This window comes from Enterobacter sp. DNB-S2, assembly GCF_019443845.1.
GTDB lineage: Bacteria > Pseudomonadota > Gammaproteobacteria > Enterobacterales > Enterobacteriaceae > Enterobacter > Enterobacter asburiae_B.
The window spans coordinates 1,846,104-1,861,888 of sequence record NZ_CP050520.1 but is presented as its reverse complement, the minus strand read 5'-3'; the positions used below and the strand labels follow the sequence as shown (position 1 = coordinate 1,861,888).

The following is a 15,785-nucleotide window of genomic DNA, read 5'->3' as shown; positions in this document are numbered from 1 at the left end:
GTAGTTCTCCTGTTAGTTTTCGACGGAACGGATCGCTGCATCAAGATTGCTGGGGTGAAGGTTGGCCTGTAAGAACGCGCTGTCGGCGGGCAGATCAATCATCAGCTTGTGAATTTCACCGAAGGTGAGCACGCCGCTCTCCAGCTGATAGTCGAGCAGATGGCCCCCGCCCTGACGGTCGTCGGTGATGAAATGCTCGTGATAGCCGGCCACGTTGATGCCCTGCATGTGCTGCGGCGTGCGGAACCCGACCAGCACCCCTTCGCGCTGGTTAAAGCGGAACACCGGCTGGTCGTCCAGCACGTCGGTCATCGCGCGGTACGGCGGCTTCTGGCGCGGTACCGTGCGGGTATGGGCGTGGCGGAAGTTGCCGTCAATGCGCAGCGCGCAGAACAGGTTGTCGGAGGGGATCTGCTGGTCGATGACGTCGTGGATCTGCTGGCGGCTGACCGGCGCATCGAAGGTTTTGCGGTACTGCGGCTGGAACCAGGTCATCACCGCGAACGGCGTTTTCTGTTCTGGCTTCGCGGCCCGGGCGCTGCCGTCGGCGCGCAGCTGGTAGACCTGACTGCTGAAGGCAATCATTTCGCCGTCCAGCTCGTTGAAGGTGCCCAGACCAAAATCGCCGTGTGCCAGCAGATCGGCGATGGTGGTCTCTCCTTCGTACACGCCGCTTAGCAGGGCGCTCATTAGCGATGTCTGATAGATCACGCTGTCAGGATGCTGGGCGGAGAACCCCCGCAGGGTCTCGCACAGGCTGGCCTCACAGTCGCAGGCAGATGAATGCATCATCGTGCTCGTCCTCTTCAACTTTATTTAGAAAGGTTAAATAAATGTTGACCCGATTCAGCAGAGAGTTCCAATATAGAAACCATGCTGGTTTGAGACGTTTTAGATATGGAACTTCGTTATCTGCGGTATTTTGTCGCGGTTGCACGCGAGCGACACTTCACCAGGGCGGCCGAAGCGCTGGGTATTTCACAGCCTCCTCTGAGTCAGCAGATCAAACGGCTCGAAGAGGAAGTGGGCACGCCGCTGTTCAGACGCCTGACGCGGGGCGTGGAGCTGACCGAGGCGGGAGAAGCCTTCTACGAGGACGCCTGCAAAATTCTGGCGCTGAGCGATGCCGCGCTGGAAAAAGCCCGCGGCATCGCGCGCGGGCTGAACGGCAACCTGTCGATTGGCATCACCAGCTCCGACGCTTTTCATCCCAAAATTTTCGCGCTGATCCGCCAGTTTCAGGTGCAGAACATGGCGGTGCAGGTTCACCAGGTGGAAGCCAATATGTCGTCGCTGACGACGATGCTGGCGGAGGGTGAACTGGATATCGCCTTCGTGCGCCTGCCGTGCGAGAGCAGCAAGGCGTTCGAGTTAAAAATCCTCGACCGGGAGCCGATGGTGGTGGCGCTGCATCGCGATCATCCGCTGGCGGCGTGCGATTCGCTGGCGTTAGAGCAGCTTCGGGATACGCCGGTGGTGCTGTTCCCGCAGGAGGTCGCGCCGGGGCTGTACGAACGGGTTCACGGCTGCTGCGAGCGGGCCGGAATTGACGTGCAGCACGCGCTGCAGTCGTCGCAGCTTTCCTCCTCCCTGAGCATGGTTTCCGCGGGCGGCGGGTTCGCGCTGGTGCCCAAATCCATGGCGGCCATTTCACCGCCGAATGTCACCTATCACGCGCTGAGCTCGCCGGAGCTCTACACCGATATCGCGCTCTGCTGGCGACGCTTTGAACGCTCGCGGACGGTGAAGCGGTTTTTGATGATGATGAGCGAGGGGTGACGGCAATAGAGGGGTTTTGGTTTTTGTAGGCCGGGTAAGGCGCAGACGCCACCCGGCAATGCCCTTCTGGAAGCCGCCTCGCAAACTTTCAAGAAACCTTATGTAATTCAGGGTGATCCCTTTCCTTCCCTTTTGCGCCGCCGTAAAGTGCCTGCGTTGCGGCACATCCGTAACCGGGCGTAGGAACCCGTTAGCATAACATGACGTTTTTTTGGACAAAGAGGATGCTAAATGGCGACTACCCCTGGATTTTCTTACGCGCTCTCTGAGGAAAGCGCAGTTCATCACCTTATCAACACTTCAATTTCCGATTCTGCGGATCTCTTCGAACTGGCCGATGCCTGCACTGCGTATGTCAGCGTGCTGGTGGAAACTGACGACGCGGTGACGTTTGCCACGCTCTGTAAGAGATTGCTGGCTGCGCTTAAGCGACTGCGGGAGTGCTGCAATGCCGAACTGCCTTCGCATCTGGTTGAACAACTGATTGCGGGGGAAAAGATTGCCTCCTGCGTGCCGGACTGCTGGCAGGAGACGACGCTGCAGGTGGATTATGCCGTAGCGTTAACGCTTGCGGTAATGGGAGGGACGTTGCCTGTGAGCGTGGCGAAAGAACTCACCGGGCTGCTGCATGATATGGTTTGGTTGCTGGCGGAATTTGTAAAGGAGCCTTATATTTCGGCACATTGAGGTGGGTGATAGGTGGCCGGAATCCTGCTGGTTAGAAGCAGGATTTCGACCTTACGCTAACGTTGAATGTCTGCTAAAAGCGAGGAGCGGACATCTTAAGTAAGTTGTTTTTTTATGCTACTACCTCTATATAGCAATGTTATATGGCTACATTTATACAGAAGTAAGGATTAGTCTTTTCCCGGGCCATAATTGAATTTTGTACCTTTACCAATGGCGTAAAACTGTCCGCCAGCTACGTAATGGACAGTACGTAATTCATCTGGCGCATCATCAAAAATCCAGTGCCCATTTCTGAAAACGCGGTCATCACTCCATGCTCCGACAATTTCCCCCATAAACAAGTTGTGCTGCTTTTCATTTTCTTCATTAGGTATGACCTTACATACTAACCAGCCAGCGCAACCTTCAACTAAAGGCAGATCAAACTCTTTTTGATAAAATAGTGGAATTTTACTGTTTTTATCGGGTGTGTCGGAATAACTGTGGCCTCCAGCATATAAGACCATATCCATCTGATTTACTACTGGGATCTGTACAACGTAATATCCGCTTTTTTCTACAAGCCCGCGAGTAAATGCCTGTGGACCTATAAAAGCCATCACTTTGTTATTGCCTACTAATCCCACCCAAGCCGCTGCCATGACATTTTCAATGCCATCATTTTTAGCCGATATCATCGTCGTTGGCCCGATCTGTAATAGCCGATAGGCTTTGTTTAACTCTACTGGTTGAATTGACATAATTTACTCTTTTGATTTCTGATAAAAAGTAAGACAGGTTACTTATATTATCGTTCGATTATATGACTGGAATAGTTGCAAATTAATTGCTATTATCAAAATATATTAATGCAAATTTCACAACAATCATGAACAAACTTGATGCTCTAAAATTTTTCATCATCGCCTCTGAGACCTTGAACTTCCGCGAAGCAGCAATCAAGCTGTCGGTTTCACCATCAGTAGTAAGCCGAACAGTCGCTGAGTTGGAGAAACAACTTGGTGAACCTCTATTCAAACGCAATACGCGTTCGATCTTTCTCACCAGTTTCGGTGAACTATTTTTACCCCAAGCGAAGCGACTGCTGGAGGATTCAGAAAAACTATTTCAGACGGCAAAAGATGATAATGAAATGAAGGGCATTGTTCGTATCACATTACTTCGACTTCCAAATCATGAACAAATCTTGTATGAACTATTGACTGCACTACGTCCCTATCCTGAGTTATTTATCGACTGGCGTTTAGATATGATGAAACTTGATACTATCGAGCATCGTATTGATATAGGTATACGCGTAGGGCGAGAACCTAATCCAAACTTTATCATTAAAAATATTGGGCAAGTTGAACATATTTTAGTCGCATCCCCTGAACTCATTGCGCGCCTGGGGGCACCTACTGATTTAGAAGATCTTCGACAGCGTTATCCATTTAGTGGTTTAATTAATCCTGAGACGGGAAAATCATTTGAGTTTATGAGTGACGCAGTAAATACTTTTGTCCCTCGTCATATTGAATTTTATACTACAGATCCATATGCCGAAATTCAGGCCGCATTGGCCGGAAAAACGGTTGTACAGTCCAGCGACTTTATCTGTAGAGAGTACTTAGCAAGCGGCCAACTTGTTCCCCCACTGCCAGAACTGCGACAGGAGAAATGGCAATTTTATTTATACCGGCCTTACCAGCTGATTACGCCAAAAAGGGTGACGGTCGTTTTCTCGCTATTAGAAAAGATATTACGCAAATATTTCGAATCAAATTAACATTCTCCTCCACGTCCGCTTCTGGCACAAAGCGGACATTTTTTTCACAGTCACCTCATACAGTGTTCACACTCATTAAATGACCGCCGTCAGCACGAGCATTTGAAAACTGTACTCCATCAATGTTTCCATATTATCAACCCACCAACTATCACCTATTATATTTCCAATATGGAAACACGAGGCAAGGATGCACGTAGTCTCAAGAGCGCCTTTCGAAGCGGCTACCAGACAATTTCCTAATCAAGCACAAGCCCTGGACGATCTTTTCCGAGTACTAAAGAGGAACACTACCCGTCACCGGACGATATGCGAAAGCGATTCCCCAGCCTGGACAGGATGAAATACCGGGTGAAATGGTGGGTCATTGATGTGGGCAGCGGTGATGTTTTTTGCTGATTTTGAGCGTGGAAAGATTTTCATCAAACACATCAGCACACACGCAGAATATGACAAGCTCACGGACCTCTACCGGAGAACGAAAGAATGAATTATGCAGCAGCCATCAAAGCGGCAAAGGATCTGACAAACGCGCTCCCTTTCCTGGGCTCACGCCCGTCGCGGCATGATTACGAGGATGCGCTGACGTTGGTGAAGATGCTCACCACTAAAATCGATAAATACGAAAACAAGTCTCCGGAGTTTGCAAAATTTAACGCGCGTGTTGCCAGCATTCCGTCAGGCGTTGCGTTATTGCGAACGCTGATGGATCAGTACCAACGTTAACGCTGGATCATATGTGTGCGCTGGCGAAGCGTTTTGGTTTGCCGGTGAGTGCGTTTGTGGGGAAGTGATCGAGAGCAGGCGCTTTGTACCCAATCCGCGATAATGCGTCGTTTACATACAAGAACAAAGAGCTGTTTATGAAAACAATTGAAGAACTACGAAACGAGCTTCTAAAAATAGGTGAGCAACTAGGGGGAGGCACAAGGCCAAACCATTACTTCTTTATCCCTGACCAACCCGATGGGGTTGCAACTCCCTATCTTGAAATTCATGGCAAAGAATATCATTTTATCGTCAGTGAAAGAGGCCTTGAAATACAGCGAAAAGTAACGCTCAGTGACGATGAAATTCTTTATTGGTTCGTGGAGAGTGCCGTGGCGGGGCTCGCCTCAACGTATGCAGCCAGCCATTCATCTGAACGAGAATTTAGAGAGGTTTATTTCAGAAGGCAATATAGTTTAATGCTCTCTATCAAACCTGAATGGGCAACAAGAAAGCGCAAAGAAATCACTGAGCTCCTCCATTCGCAAAGAAGCGAACGTGGTTAACCCAACCGGCTCGTTACATTTACTTCCCTGTTGCCCTCTCTTTTCCTGGTAATTGCCTGCAACACACCATCTGTTACTCTGGCAGGACGCAAGGGATGACAAGGAAGAGAGATGCTTAACCCTGGATTCGTTACCCGCAAAGCGCTTGCTCAGTGGAAAGATGTTCCCGCTTTTCTCCCCCAGTTCCAGTTTCATGAAAAACACCTAACGGTCATTCACACTAGCCGCCCTGAAAATATTCTGCCGATGATTGCCAGCTTTGACGTCCGGCAAGATGCCGTGATTCGGCGGTTAATGTCATTGCGTCAAATACCGCAAAAATTTCTGCGCAACCAGAAGCCACAGTCGATCGGCAACTTTGGTTTGCACAGTTTTACCCTTTTGAAGAACTCTGCATCTGAGCTCTGCTATGGCTTAAGAGGGCAATTCTGGCGTACCGATTTCGGTCTGGAAAACGTGCCGGATGCCAGTGCTTTTCAGACCCCAGCCGAGCCGGGCAGCGCGAAACTGTTGCTGCGCTACAAGGTAACGGAGCTGGCGCCCGGCAAACATGAGCTCTCTACGGAAACATTCATCTATTGTCCGAACAGACGCACTCGACTAAAAATGTCGGCTTACTGGCTGATAATACGGGCGGGAAGCGGCTGGATCCGTAAAAGGACGCTGAAGGCTGTTAAATCGAATATTGAAGGACGGGAGTCATAAGATGCTGGCTTATATCACAATAGGTACAAACAACTTTCAGCGCTCCGTGAATTTTTATGACGCTGTTTTTAACGTTCTGGGCTACTCGCGTCTGCCGGCATGGACTGAAAGCTGGGCAATGTGGGGAGATGAAAATAATCCCGGCGAGGGGTTCAGCTTCTGTCTTTGTCCTCCTTTTGACCAGCAGCCCGCGACGGCGGGAAACGGGACAATGTTCGCATTCAGTGCAGATAATGCGGATCTTGTCAGACGGTTCCATGCAGCTGGCCTCCTTGCGGGAGGAACGGATGAAGGCGAGCCTGGTACGCGAAGCGCGTACGGCCCCGACTTTTATGTTGCCTATCTGCGCGATCCTGACGGGCATAAGCTCGCATGCGTTTATCAGCATTACTCTCCTGAAGCCGATAAGTTTGTAGGCGGGGAATAGTCGCTTCAATCCTTATCTATCGCCCCACCGCCACGCTCGCCGACAGCCCTGCCACCAGCTCAACGCCCTCCGGTAACCTGTCGATATGAATGCGCACCGGCACGCGCTGCGCCAGGCGCACCCAGCTAAAGGTGGGCTCGACGTCGGGCAGGCCCAGCCCGCCCGCCTCATCGTTGCTGTCCCCGATCCCATGCCCGATGCTCTCCACATGGCCCGTGATGACCGGCTCGTACCCCATCAGCACCACCTGCGCGGCATCCCCGACGCGAATATGGCGCAGCTTGGTCTCCTCAAAGTACCCGACCACCCAGAAGCTATGGGCATCAACGATGGCGACCTTCGTCTCCCCGGCCGTCGCGTAGTCTCCGGGGCGAAGCCGCAGGTGCGTGACGTACCCCGAGACCGGCGCGCGCACGGTGGCGTGCGCCAGATTCAGCTCTGCCAGATCCAGCGCGGCCAGCGCGCCGTGATAATTGGCCGCCGCGACGTTCGCCGCGCTGCCGGTTTGCTGTAAATCCTCGCTCGAGATGGCGTTTTTAATCAGCGTGCGTCGGTGGGCCGCGTCCTGGCGCATCAGCATCTCATGGCGTTTCGACTCGACGTCCGCCTGCGCGCTGACCACCGCCAGCTTAAGCCAGCGCGGATCGATGGTGTAAAGCACATCGCCCCGGTTCACCCACTGATTGTCCCGCACGGCCACGCTGATGACCGGCCCGGAGACGTCCGGCGCAATCTGCACCACGTCCGCCCGCACGCGGCCGTCGCGGGTCCACGGCGTTTGTGCATAGTGTTTCCACATCATAAAGGCCAGAAGCATGGCCGCCGCGACCGCGATTAAGGTCAGCGCATAGCGAGCCAGTAAAGAGAGCAGTGATTTCATGACAATAACCCCAACGCGGTCAGACCCTGCATCAGCAGGAAAAAAGTGACAATCCAGGTTGAAACATCCATCAGCGGGCGAAACGGCAAGCGCCGGTAGAGCCTGCTGAGCGAGAAAAGCGCGACGAGGCCCAGCGTGCAGACCAGCGCCGCGAGGGCGACCATCAGCAGCCCCGGAATAAAAATCCCGCCGATATTGAGATCGTTAACCATTGTCTGGCCCCCGTAATGCACAGTGCAGATCCACCAGCCTGAAGACCAATTGCCGCGCGTGTTCATCTGCCGCAGGCAGTTGGCTCTCGATAATAGCGGCAATGCGTTCGCGTAAGGCGTTGCGGTCCGCGGCGTTTATCCGATGAAAAAGCGCGTCAACCTCCCTGCCGGGCGGTGCGCCACTGCGGCGTAAATGCATAACCGCGAGCCCCAGACGCAGCGCGTGCAACAGCCGATCGAGCGCCTGCTCCGGCGCGCGCGCGCTGCGCTGCAGGCGCGGCAGCAACAGGGCGGTCCGGTCCATCATCAGGTTGATCCAGTGCGTTTCATCAACCCGCAGCGTGCCCTTCACGCTGCGGCGAATGTCGCGCTGGCAGAGGTTCAGCAGACGCGCGATGGCGCCGTCCGCCTGCACGGTTTGCAGCAGGCTCATGCTGACGACGGCAAAGCCGGTCGCGGCAAAGAGCGCGATGGCGGTGTTGGCCGCGACGGCGAAGTCTCCGCTGTAGTGCGCACCCAGCTCGCACAGAATGGGCAGCGTCAGGGTGATGCCCATCGCCATAAACGTGGTGGGCGGGCGCGCCTGAAGCGACCCGGCCAGCAGATACGCCGGGGCAAGCACCGCCACCAGCACCGTAAAATCGCTTACCTGCGGCAGCAGCGCAAAGCTGTAGAACAGGCTAATGACCACGCCCCAGAATGAGCCAATGATGTATTTCACGATATGCGGCGCCGGGGTGTCGAAGCTGCCAAACAGCGTGCAGCAGACGCCGAGTATAGAAACCGCCGTACCGCCATCCGGCCACGCCGAGAAGATCCAGACCAGACAGCCGCTCAGGATGATAGCGAAAGCCCCCAGCGCCGTGCGGGCGGCTGTTAGGGGATCGCGGTGGAAAACGTAGCCTTTCGCCGCGCGGGTTTGCACCTCACCAAACACGGGTTTTGCACGGTGGATGGCCCCGGAAAGACGTTCGCACTGCTGCAGAAGCACGATCGCCTCCGAGAGGTAGCGGATAAAACTGACCTGCAGCGCGTCGTCAAACGTCTGCGCCTGCGCGGCATACCGATCGATGAGAAGCGCACAGCGGAGCCGCAGCGACTCTGCCGTACTGCCGGCATCAGCGCCTTCAGCGGTAAGCCAGGCCTGAACGTCGCGCATCAACGCCTGCACGTCGGCGGGCAGGGTTCCGCTCGCTGGCAGGCGATCGTGCAGTTCACAGTTGACGATAACCAGCCGCGCCAGCCGGTCGTGGATCGCTTTTCTGGCCTGTCGCACCGGGGCTGAAAGGGCAAAATCATACGGAATATGGTGGCTGATGCCCTGCAGGAACTGCAGCGCCAGGGCCAGATGCAGAGGGCCGGAAGCCGCGTCGGGTTTGCGTGATAGGATGTCCGCCACCCGCCCGCGCGCGGCCTGTAGCGTCTGGGATAATTTAGCGTTGAACTGGCCCGATACGCGCGCGGGCAGCACGTAGCGGTGGATCAGCGCCGCGCAGAAAATCCCAATCGCGATCTCCTGCACGCGGACGATGGCGACGTTAAAAATGCCGCCGGGATCGGACACCGCGGGAAAACCAATCAGGCTCGCGGTGTAGCCTGCCAGCACAAACGCGTAAGCCCGGGGCGTGCGTTCCAGCAGGGAGAGCCACAGGCAGAATACGATCCAGCCCGTCAGCACCACGCTGCACAGGACTGGCGTATTTGCGAAGGCAGGCACAATCACAACGGTCGCGCTGGCACCCGCCACGGTACCGGCCAGCCGGTAGAGGCTTCTGCTCAGCGATGCGCCGACCGACGTCTGCGACACGATGTAAACCGTAATAATGGCCCACGAGGGGCGTTCGAGGCCGATCGACAGCGCAATATAATAAGCCAGCATCGCCGCGGCAAAACTCTTCGCAGAGTAGATCAGCGCGCCCGCATCGTTTCGCAGCGCGGCGGGGAGACGCACGGGATGAGAGAAGATGTTTTTCATGCCGGGATTATTACCGGCTTGCAGACCCGCTTAAATACTCTATTCTGTCAAAAAATACCTAAATGTTGCCAGAATCGTGAAGCCTCAACCCGCTACTACGCTGTATGACCCCGACTCTACCGCCAGCCCGGCGGTGGCGCGTCATCTGGACTTCGTGGACTACGCCGCGGAAGTGCCGGTGCATACCCACCGCAAGGGGCAGCTGATTATTGCCCGATACGGCGCGGTCAGCTGTTACGCGGAGAATGATATCTGGATTGTGCCGCCGGACTGCGCCGTCTGGATCCCCGGCGGTATCCCGCACAGCGCCAGGGCGACCTGGAACGCGCATCTTAACTATCTGTTTATTGAGCCCGGCGCGGCGGCGCTGCCGGAAAGATGCTGCACGCTGGCGATCTCGCCGCTGATTAAGGAGCTGGTCGATCGTCTGACGCGCGAAGGCGTGGATTATCCCCCCGACGGCCACGTCGCCAGATTGACCCGGGTCACGCTTGACGAGCTCGCCAGCATGCCGCAGCAGAAGCTAAGCCTGCCGGTCTCAACCGATCCGAAAATTCGCGCCATGGCGGACGCGCTGGTCAGCCGTCCTGAGGACAGAAGCACCCTGAAGGACTGGGCGAAACGGCTCGCCCTCAGCGAGCGCTCGTTTGCCCGCCTGATGCAGCGCGAGACCGGGCTGAGCTTCGGGCGCTGGCGGCAGCAGCTGCATTTGATTATTGCCCTGCGGGAGCTGGCCAGCGGCGTGCCCGTCCAGAACGTGGCGGCAACGCTCGGGTATGAATCGGTGAATGCGTTTATCACCATGTTCAGAAAAGCGATGGGCAGCACGCCCGCCCATTATTTTGCCGAACGGAAAAACAGCGGCCGTTAGCCCGGCCCCTCGCTCCCCGCCGCCAGCAGCGGCACCACCACGTCGCTGATGGGCACCGCAATCCCGTGCTTGCGGCCGTAGCGCTGGATCACGCCGTTGCGGATATCCCACTCCATCGGGCGATTGGCCTGGCGGTCGGCCAGGATCGAGGTGCCCAGGTCTTCAGGCGCACGCTGAAAGTTTGCCAGGATCTCCTGCGCCACGTCATCGTCCAGCTTCGCCCCTTCGGCGCGGGCGACGGTAAGCCCCTCGCGCAGGTAGGCCAGCGCAAGATCGCTGATATCCTCGCGCCTGAACATCCCGGCGCGGCGGTTAGAAAGCACCATCAGCCCGGCGACCGCGTTTTGTAGCAGCTTGCGCCAGGCGACGGAGGCGAAATCTGTCGAGAGCTCAACCGCGCAGCGCGTACCGCGAAGCGCCTCCACCACCCGCTGCGCCTGCGGCACGTCCGGCAGGGTCAGGCGCGGTTTGGCGCGCAGCCAGACGGAGGCATCCGGCTCGCGCTGGGCCGGGAACCAGACCACCGACGGCAGCACCGTCGCGCCGTTAACCCACGGCTCAAGCTGGGCTTTTTGCTCTACGCCATTTTGCAGCGCGCAGACCACGGTGTTTTCATCGCACAGCGCGCGCAGCCACCCGGCGCTGTCGGCGTTCTGGGTAGTTTTCACTGCGATGAAAACCAGATCCACTGGCTGCCTGATGACGGCCGGATCGGTTAATACCGGACCGGGTACCACGGTTTCACCCTCGTCGTGGCGCAGGCGTAATTCCGCGTGCGCGGTGCGTCCGCACAGCAGCGGCGTGCGGCCAACGTCATGCAGCACCGCGGCGATGGTGGTACCAATTGCGCCAGGCCCAATCAGCGCAATCACTGGATTGTCAGACATGGTTAACTCCCCTTTTCGCTAAGCCTGCTAACAGTTATACCACCCTGAAAAGTGAGCGCCACGTCGTTGTCTATACTCAACACACAACAGACAACGGAGCGCGCCATGCCTTTACCCGATTTTAAGTCCTCTGAACCTTTCACCCTCGGCATCGAACTCGAACTGCAGGTGGTTAACCCGCCGGGCTACGATCTGAGCCAGGACTCCTCCGCGCTCATCGCCGCCGTCAAAGACGACATCAAAGGCGGCGAGGTCAAACACGATATCACCGAAAGCATGCTCGAAATCGCCACCGGCGTATGCCAGAACATCGACCAGGCGGCGGCGCAGTTCTCGGTGATGCAGCAGAGCATCCTGCGCGCGGCGGCGGAGCAGCATATCCAGATCTGCGGCGGCGGGACGCACCCGTTCCAGAAGTGGCAGCGGCAGGAGGTGTGCGACGACGAGCGCTATAACGTCACGCTGGAGCGCTTTGGCTACCTGATTTTGCAGGCGACGGTGTTCGGCCAGCACGTGCACGTCGGCTGCCGGACCGGGGACGACGCGATTTACCTGCTGCACGGCCTGTCGCGATTCGTACCGCACTTTATCGCCCTGGCGGCCGCCTCGCCGTACATGCAGGGCACGGACACGAAGTTCTCCTCGTCGCGGCTCAACATCTTCTCGGGGTTCCCGGATAACGGCCAGATGCCGTGGGTCAACAGCTGGCAGGAGTTCGAGGGGCTGTTCCGCCGCCTGAGTTCGACCAGCATGATCGACAGCATTAAGGATCTGCACTGGGATATTCGCCCCAGCCCGCATTTCGGCACCGTTGAGGTGCGGGTGATGGATACGCCGCTGACGCTCGGCCACGCGATTAACATCGCCGGGCTTATTCAGGCGACGTCGCACTGGCTGCTGACCGCGCGGCCCTATAAGCATCAGGAAAAAGATTTTCTGCTGTACCGCTTTAACCGTTTTCAGGCCTGTCGCTACGGGCTGGAAGGGATCCTGACGGACGTGCATACCGGCGAGCACAAAACCGTGGCGGAAGACATTGCGTGGCTGCTTGAGCAGGTTGCGCCGTCGGCCGAGAAGCTCGGCGCGACGAGCGCAATCAATGAAATTGCCCTGCTGTTAAAGCAGGGCAAGAGCGAGGCGCAGCGCATGCGGGAGTTTATCGCCGACGGCGGCTCGCTGATTTCTCTGGTTCAGAAGCACTGCGAGCTGTGGGCGACGAGTCCGTAAGGCCGTGCCCCCACTCCCGCAGGCGCTGGAACAGCACGAACAGCGCGGGGATAAACACAATCCCCACCACGGTCGCCACCAGCATGCCGCTGAAGACCGTGGTGCCGATGATGCGGCGGCTCTGGGCCCCCGCCCCGGTCGCCAGCATCATCGGCAAAACGCCGATAATGAACGACACGGCGGTCATCATCACCGCGCGGAAGCGGCGCGAGGCCCCTTCCCGCGCGGCATCGACAATCGCCATTCCGTCCATACGCCGCGCGCGGGCGAACTCGACGATAAGAATCGCGTTCTTGGCCGCTAACGCGATCAGCAATACCAGACCAATCTGCACGTACACGTCGTTGGCGTAGCCCGCCAGCCACAGCCAGACCAGCGCCCCACCGAGGGCGAACAGCACCGAGAGCATCACGCTCGCCGGGAGCGTCCAGCTCTCGTACTGGGCGACGAGGAACAGCCACGCCATCACCACCGCCGCCAGCACGATCCACATCGCCTGATTGCCGGTCTGCTGCTCCTGGTACGACATGCCGCTCCAGGCGTAGTCGTAGCCGGCTGGCAGGCTCTGCGCCAAAATCTCGCCCATCGCCGCCATGGCGGTGCTGCTGCTCACTCCAGCCGCTGCCGAGCCGCTCACCGACACGGACGGGAACTGGTTGTACTGCTGCAGGAACGGCGCCCCGACGGTCGGCGTGATGGTGACGAGGTTGCTCAGGCGCACCCGCTCGCCGCTGTTGCTGCGCACGAACAGCTCGCCGATCTGCTCGGCGCGCTCGCGCCACTGCATCTCGTTCTGCATCACCACGTGGTAGACGCGGTTGTTGATGCTGAAATCCCCGGCGCGGGTGCCGCCAAAGGCGGTTTGCAGGCTGCTAAAGATGCGCGATACCGGCACGTCGAGGCGGGCGGCGCGCTCGCGGTCAACGGTCAGCGTCAGCTGCGGCACGTTGCTGCTCCAGGTGGTGAACACGCGGCTCAGCTGCGGGTGCTGGTTGGCTTTCATCAGCACCTCGCGGGTGACGCGCTCCAGCTCCGCCGGGCTCTGCCCCGCCTGAGACTGGATACGCAGGTCGAAGCCCGAGGCGTTGCCCAGCCCCGGCAGCGTCGGCGGCGCGAAGGTCATGATGGTCGCCTCCGGCAGGGCCAGCAGCTGGCGCTGAAGGGTACCCATCACCTCATCCAGCGGCGGACGCTCGCTCCAGTCTTTGAGCATGATGGAGATAAACCCGCCGTTGGAGGCGCTGGTGCCGTTGAGGATGTTAAACCCGGAGACCTGAATCACGTCTTCCACCGCCGGATTTTGGGCGATCAGCTCCCGCGCGGTGGTCATCACCGCTTCGGTGCGCTCCAGCGAAGCCGCTTCCGGCAGCTGAACGCTGGCGAAGAAGTAGCCCTGGTCCTCCTGCGGCAGGAAGCCTTTTGGCATCGACGTAAAGCCGAACGCCACCACGGCCGCCGCGCCTGCGGTGGCCAGCAGCGCCAGCCACGGGCGAAGGTTGAAGATGGTCACGATGCGGGTGTAGACGCCACGCGTGGCCTCCAGCCCCCGGTTGAACCCACGGAAAATTGCCGCGGGCTGCGACGGGCGCGGACGCAGCAGCATCGCGCACAGGGCGGGCGTCAGGGTCAGCGCCACGAGGCTTGAGAGCGTGACGGCCGTCGAGAGCGTCACCGCAAACTGGCGGTACAGCTCGCCGACAATCCCCGGCAGGAGCGCCACCGGCACAAACACCGCCAGCAGCACCAGCGTCGTGGCGATGACCGGCCCGGCGATCTGGCGCAGCGCCAGCGCGGTCGCCGCCGTGCGGCTCTGCCCTTCCGCCATCAGCGTTTCGACGCTCTCCACCACCACGATGGCGTCATCCACCACCATGGTCAGCGCCAGAATAATGGCGAACAGGCTGAGCGTGTTGGCGGAGTAGCCGAGCGTGTAGAGCACCGCGAAGGTGCCCACCAGCGATACCGGAATGGCGAGCGCGACAATCAGCGTCGCGCGCCAGCTTTGCAGGAACAGGGACACCACGACCACCACCGCCAGCATCGTCAGCGCCAGCGAGACGCCGATCTCTTTAATGGTGGCGGCCACAAAGGAGGTGGTGTCGAATTTCACCTCGTAGACCAGATCGTCCGGGAAGCGTGTGGACAACCGTTCCAGCTCCGCGCGCACCGCGTCGGCCACGCGCAGGGCGTTGGCGGACGGCGTCGGGTAGATGCCGAGATAGGCGGAGTCGTGCCCGTTCAGCTGCGCGCCGGAGCTGTAGCTGCGCGAGCCGAGCTCAATGGTGGCGACGTCCTTCAGGCGCACCAGCTGGCCCATCTCGCCCGCGCGGATGATAATGTCGGCAAAGTCTTCGGCCTGGCTTAAGCGCCCCAGGCCGTTGATGGTCAGGGTCTGCTTCTGGCCGTTAAACACCGGCGGCGTGCCGACCTGGCCTGCCGCACCCTGCACGTTCTGCTCGCGCAGCGCCTGCGCCACGTCGTCGGTGGTGACGTTCAGGGCGTTCATGCGGTCCGGACGCAGCCAGATGCGCATGCTGTAGTCGCGCGCGCCAAACATCTGCACCTGCCCGACGCCCGGCAGACGCGACAGCGCCTCGCGCACCTGGGTGCTGGCGTAGTTACTCACAAACAGCGCCGTGTGGGTGTTGTCCGGTGAGTAAAGACTTACCCCCATCATCAGGTTGGTGGCGCGCTTGCGCACCTGCACGCCGTTTTGCTGCGCTTCGGTCGGGAGCTGCGCCACGGCCTGCGAAACGCGGTTTTGCACGTCGATGGCGGCGAGGTCCGGATCGGTGCCCGCCGCGAAGGTAATGTTCAGGCTATACGTGCCTTCGTCCGAGCTGGTGGACTCCATGTAGAGCATGTGATCCACGCCGTTCAGCTGCGTCTCCAGCGGCGTGGCGATAGCCTCCGCCACGTCAGCCGAGCTGGCGCCCGGCCAGCTGGCAGACACATTCACCACCGGCGGCGCGATCTGCGGGTACTGCTCCACCGGGATAATCCTCAGCGCAATGGCCCCCAGCAGGGTGATGACCAGCGCAATCACCATCGCGAAGCGCGGGCGTTTGATGAAAAACGTCAGCATGATGG

16 protein-coding genes and 1 pseudogene are annotated in these 15,785 nt (G+C 58.3%); 10 read left to right on the top strand and 7 right to left on the bottom strand.

Features of this window, described 5'->3' with window-relative positions:
• Nucleotides 1-12: 12 nt before the first annotated feature.
• Nucleotides 13-792 carry an acetolactate decarboxylase gene (gene budA / locus HB664_RS08765; protein ID WP_023310680.1) on the bottom strand — a complete coding sequence of 260 codons (780 nt, stop codon included), beginning with the start codon at nucleotides 790-792 and terminating at the stop codon, nucleotides 13-15.
• A 105-nt stretch (nucleotides 793-897) separates the two neighbouring features.
• Between budA and HB664_RS08760 the strand changes: the two genes are divergently transcribed.
• Both HB664_RS08760 and HB664_RS08755 read left to right on the top strand, forming a co-directional pair.
• The gene (locus tag HB664_RS08760; RefSeq protein WP_038417608.1) at nucleotides 898-1,779 is read left to right on the top strand and encodes a LysR family transcriptional regulator; all 882 of its coding nucleotides are present in this window, start codon (nucleotides 898-900) and stop codon (nucleotides 1,777-1,779) included.
• Between the two features lie 231 nt (nucleotides 1,780-2,010).
• The gene (locus tag HB664_RS08755; RefSeq protein WP_048976662.1) at nucleotides 2,011-2,466 is read left to right on the top strand and encodes a hypothetical protein; all 456 of its coding nucleotides are present in this window, start codon (nucleotides 2,011-2,013) and stop codon (nucleotides 2,464-2,466) included.
• Between the two features lie 170 nt (nucleotides 2,467-2,636).
• Here HB664_RS08755 and HB664_RS08750 read toward each other — a convergent pair whose 3' ends face one another.
• A complete protein-coding gene (locus tag HB664_RS08750) occupies nucleotides 2,637-3,209 on the bottom strand; it encodes a flavin reductase family protein (protein ID WP_032410512.1) in 573 nt (190 codons plus the stop codon).
• A gap of 128 nt (nucleotides 3,210-3,337) precedes the next feature.
• On the opposite strand from HB664_RS08750, the gene HB664_RS08745 reads away from it, so the two are divergent.
• From HB664_RS08745 to HB664_RS08720, 6 genes and pseudogenes are all read left to right on the top strand, one after another.
• Nucleotides 3,338-4,237 (top strand): LysR family transcriptional regulator, encoded by a 900-nt coding sequence (locus tag HB664_RS08745; RefSeq protein WP_064673606.1) that lies wholly within the window; start codon nucleotides 3,338-3,340, stop codon nucleotides 4,235-4,237.
• 190 nt (nucleotides 4,238-4,427) lie between these two features.
• Nucleotides 4,428-4,727: pseudogene (locus HB664_RS08740) on the top strand (type II toxin-antitoxin system HigB family toxin).
• Nucleotides 4,724-4,963, top strand: a complete 240-nt coding sequence (locus HB664_RS08735) for a hypothetical protein (RefSeq protein WP_375156382.1) — start codon at nucleotides 4,724-4,726, stop codon at nucleotides 4,961-4,963. The pseudogene HB664_RS08740 and the gene HB664_RS08735 overlap by 4 nt, the downstream one beginning before the upstream one ends.
• A 137-nt stretch (nucleotides 4,964-5,100) precedes the next feature.
• A complete protein-coding gene (locus HB664_RS08730; protein WP_112778332.1) occupies nucleotides 5,101-5,511 on the top strand; it encodes an Imm63 family immunity protein in 411 nt (136 codons plus the stop codon).
• Nucleotides 5,512-5,622: 111 nt separating this feature from the next.
• Nucleotides 5,623-6,216: a hypothetical protein gene (locus HB664_RS08725; protein ID WP_219940652.1), complete on the top strand. Its 594-nt coding sequence runs from the start codon at nucleotides 5,623-5,625 to the stop codon at nucleotides 6,214-6,216.
• Nucleotide 6,217: 1 nt separating this feature from the next.
• Nucleotides 6,218-6,643, top strand: a complete 426-nt coding sequence (locus HB664_RS08720) for a VOC family protein (RefSeq protein WP_045889078.1) — start codon at nucleotides 6,218-6,220, stop codon at nucleotides 6,641-6,643.
• Between the two features lie 16 nt (nucleotides 6,644-6,659).
• On the opposite strand, the gene HB664_RS08715 is transcribed toward HB664_RS08720, so the two are convergent.
• The 3 genes from HB664_RS08715 to HB664_RS08705 are packed head-to-tail and all read right to left on the bottom strand — an operon-like array spanning nucleotide 6,660 to nucleotide 9,710.
• Nucleotides 6,660-7,523, bottom strand: a complete 864-nt coding sequence (locus HB664_RS08715; RefSeq protein WP_196354727.1) for an HlyD family secretion protein — start codon at nucleotides 7,521-7,523, stop codon at nucleotides 6,660-6,662.
• The gene (locus HB664_RS08710) at nucleotides 7,520-7,735 is read right to left on the bottom strand and encodes a DUF1656 domain-containing protein (RefSeq protein WP_219940650.1); all 216 of its coding nucleotides are present in this window, start codon (nucleotides 7,733-7,735) and stop codon (nucleotides 7,520-7,522) included. The genes HB664_RS08715 and HB664_RS08710 overlap by 4 nt, the downstream gene beginning before the upstream one ends.
• Nucleotides 7,728-9,710, bottom strand: a complete 1,983-nt coding sequence (locus HB664_RS08705; protein ID WP_219940649.1) for an FUSC family protein — start codon at nucleotides 9,708-9,710, stop codon at nucleotides 7,728-7,730. Before HB664_RS08705 ends, HB664_RS08710 begins: the two co-directional genes overlap by 8 nt.
• Nucleotides 9,711-9,786: 76 nt before the next feature.
• Between HB664_RS08705 and HB664_RS08700 the strand changes: the two genes are divergently transcribed.
• Complete coding sequence (locus HB664_RS08700; protein ID WP_064673600.1) at nucleotides 9,787-10,581, top strand: helix-turn-helix domain-containing protein; 795 nt, start codon at nucleotides 9,787-9,789, stop codon at nucleotides 10,579-10,581.
• Here the strand turns inward: HB664_RS08700 and HB664_RS08695 are convergent.
• A complete protein-coding gene (locus tag HB664_RS08695) occupies nucleotides 10,578-11,468 on the bottom strand; it encodes an oxidoreductase (protein ID WP_219940648.1) in 891 nt (296 codons plus the stop codon). The two genes, HB664_RS08700 and HB664_RS08695, sit on opposite strands and share 4 nt — an antisense overlap.
• A gap of 105 nt (nucleotides 11,469-11,573) precedes the next feature.
• On the opposite strand from HB664_RS08695, the gene HB664_RS08690 reads away from it, so the two are divergent.
• A complete protein-coding gene (locus HB664_RS08690; RefSeq protein ID WP_029741715.1) occupies nucleotides 11,574-12,695 on the top strand; it encodes a YbdK family carboxylate-amine ligase in 1,122 nt (373 codons plus the stop codon).
• On the opposite strand, the gene HB664_RS08685 is transcribed toward HB664_RS08690, so the two are convergent.
• Entirely contained in the window at nucleotides 12,625-15,780 is a 3,156-nt protein-coding gene (locus HB664_RS08685; protein WP_219940647.1) for an efflux RND transporter permease subunit, read from the bottom strand. The two genes, HB664_RS08690 and HB664_RS08685, sit on opposite strands and share 71 nt — an antisense overlap.
• Nucleotides 15,781-15,785 lie beyond the last annotated feature (5 nt).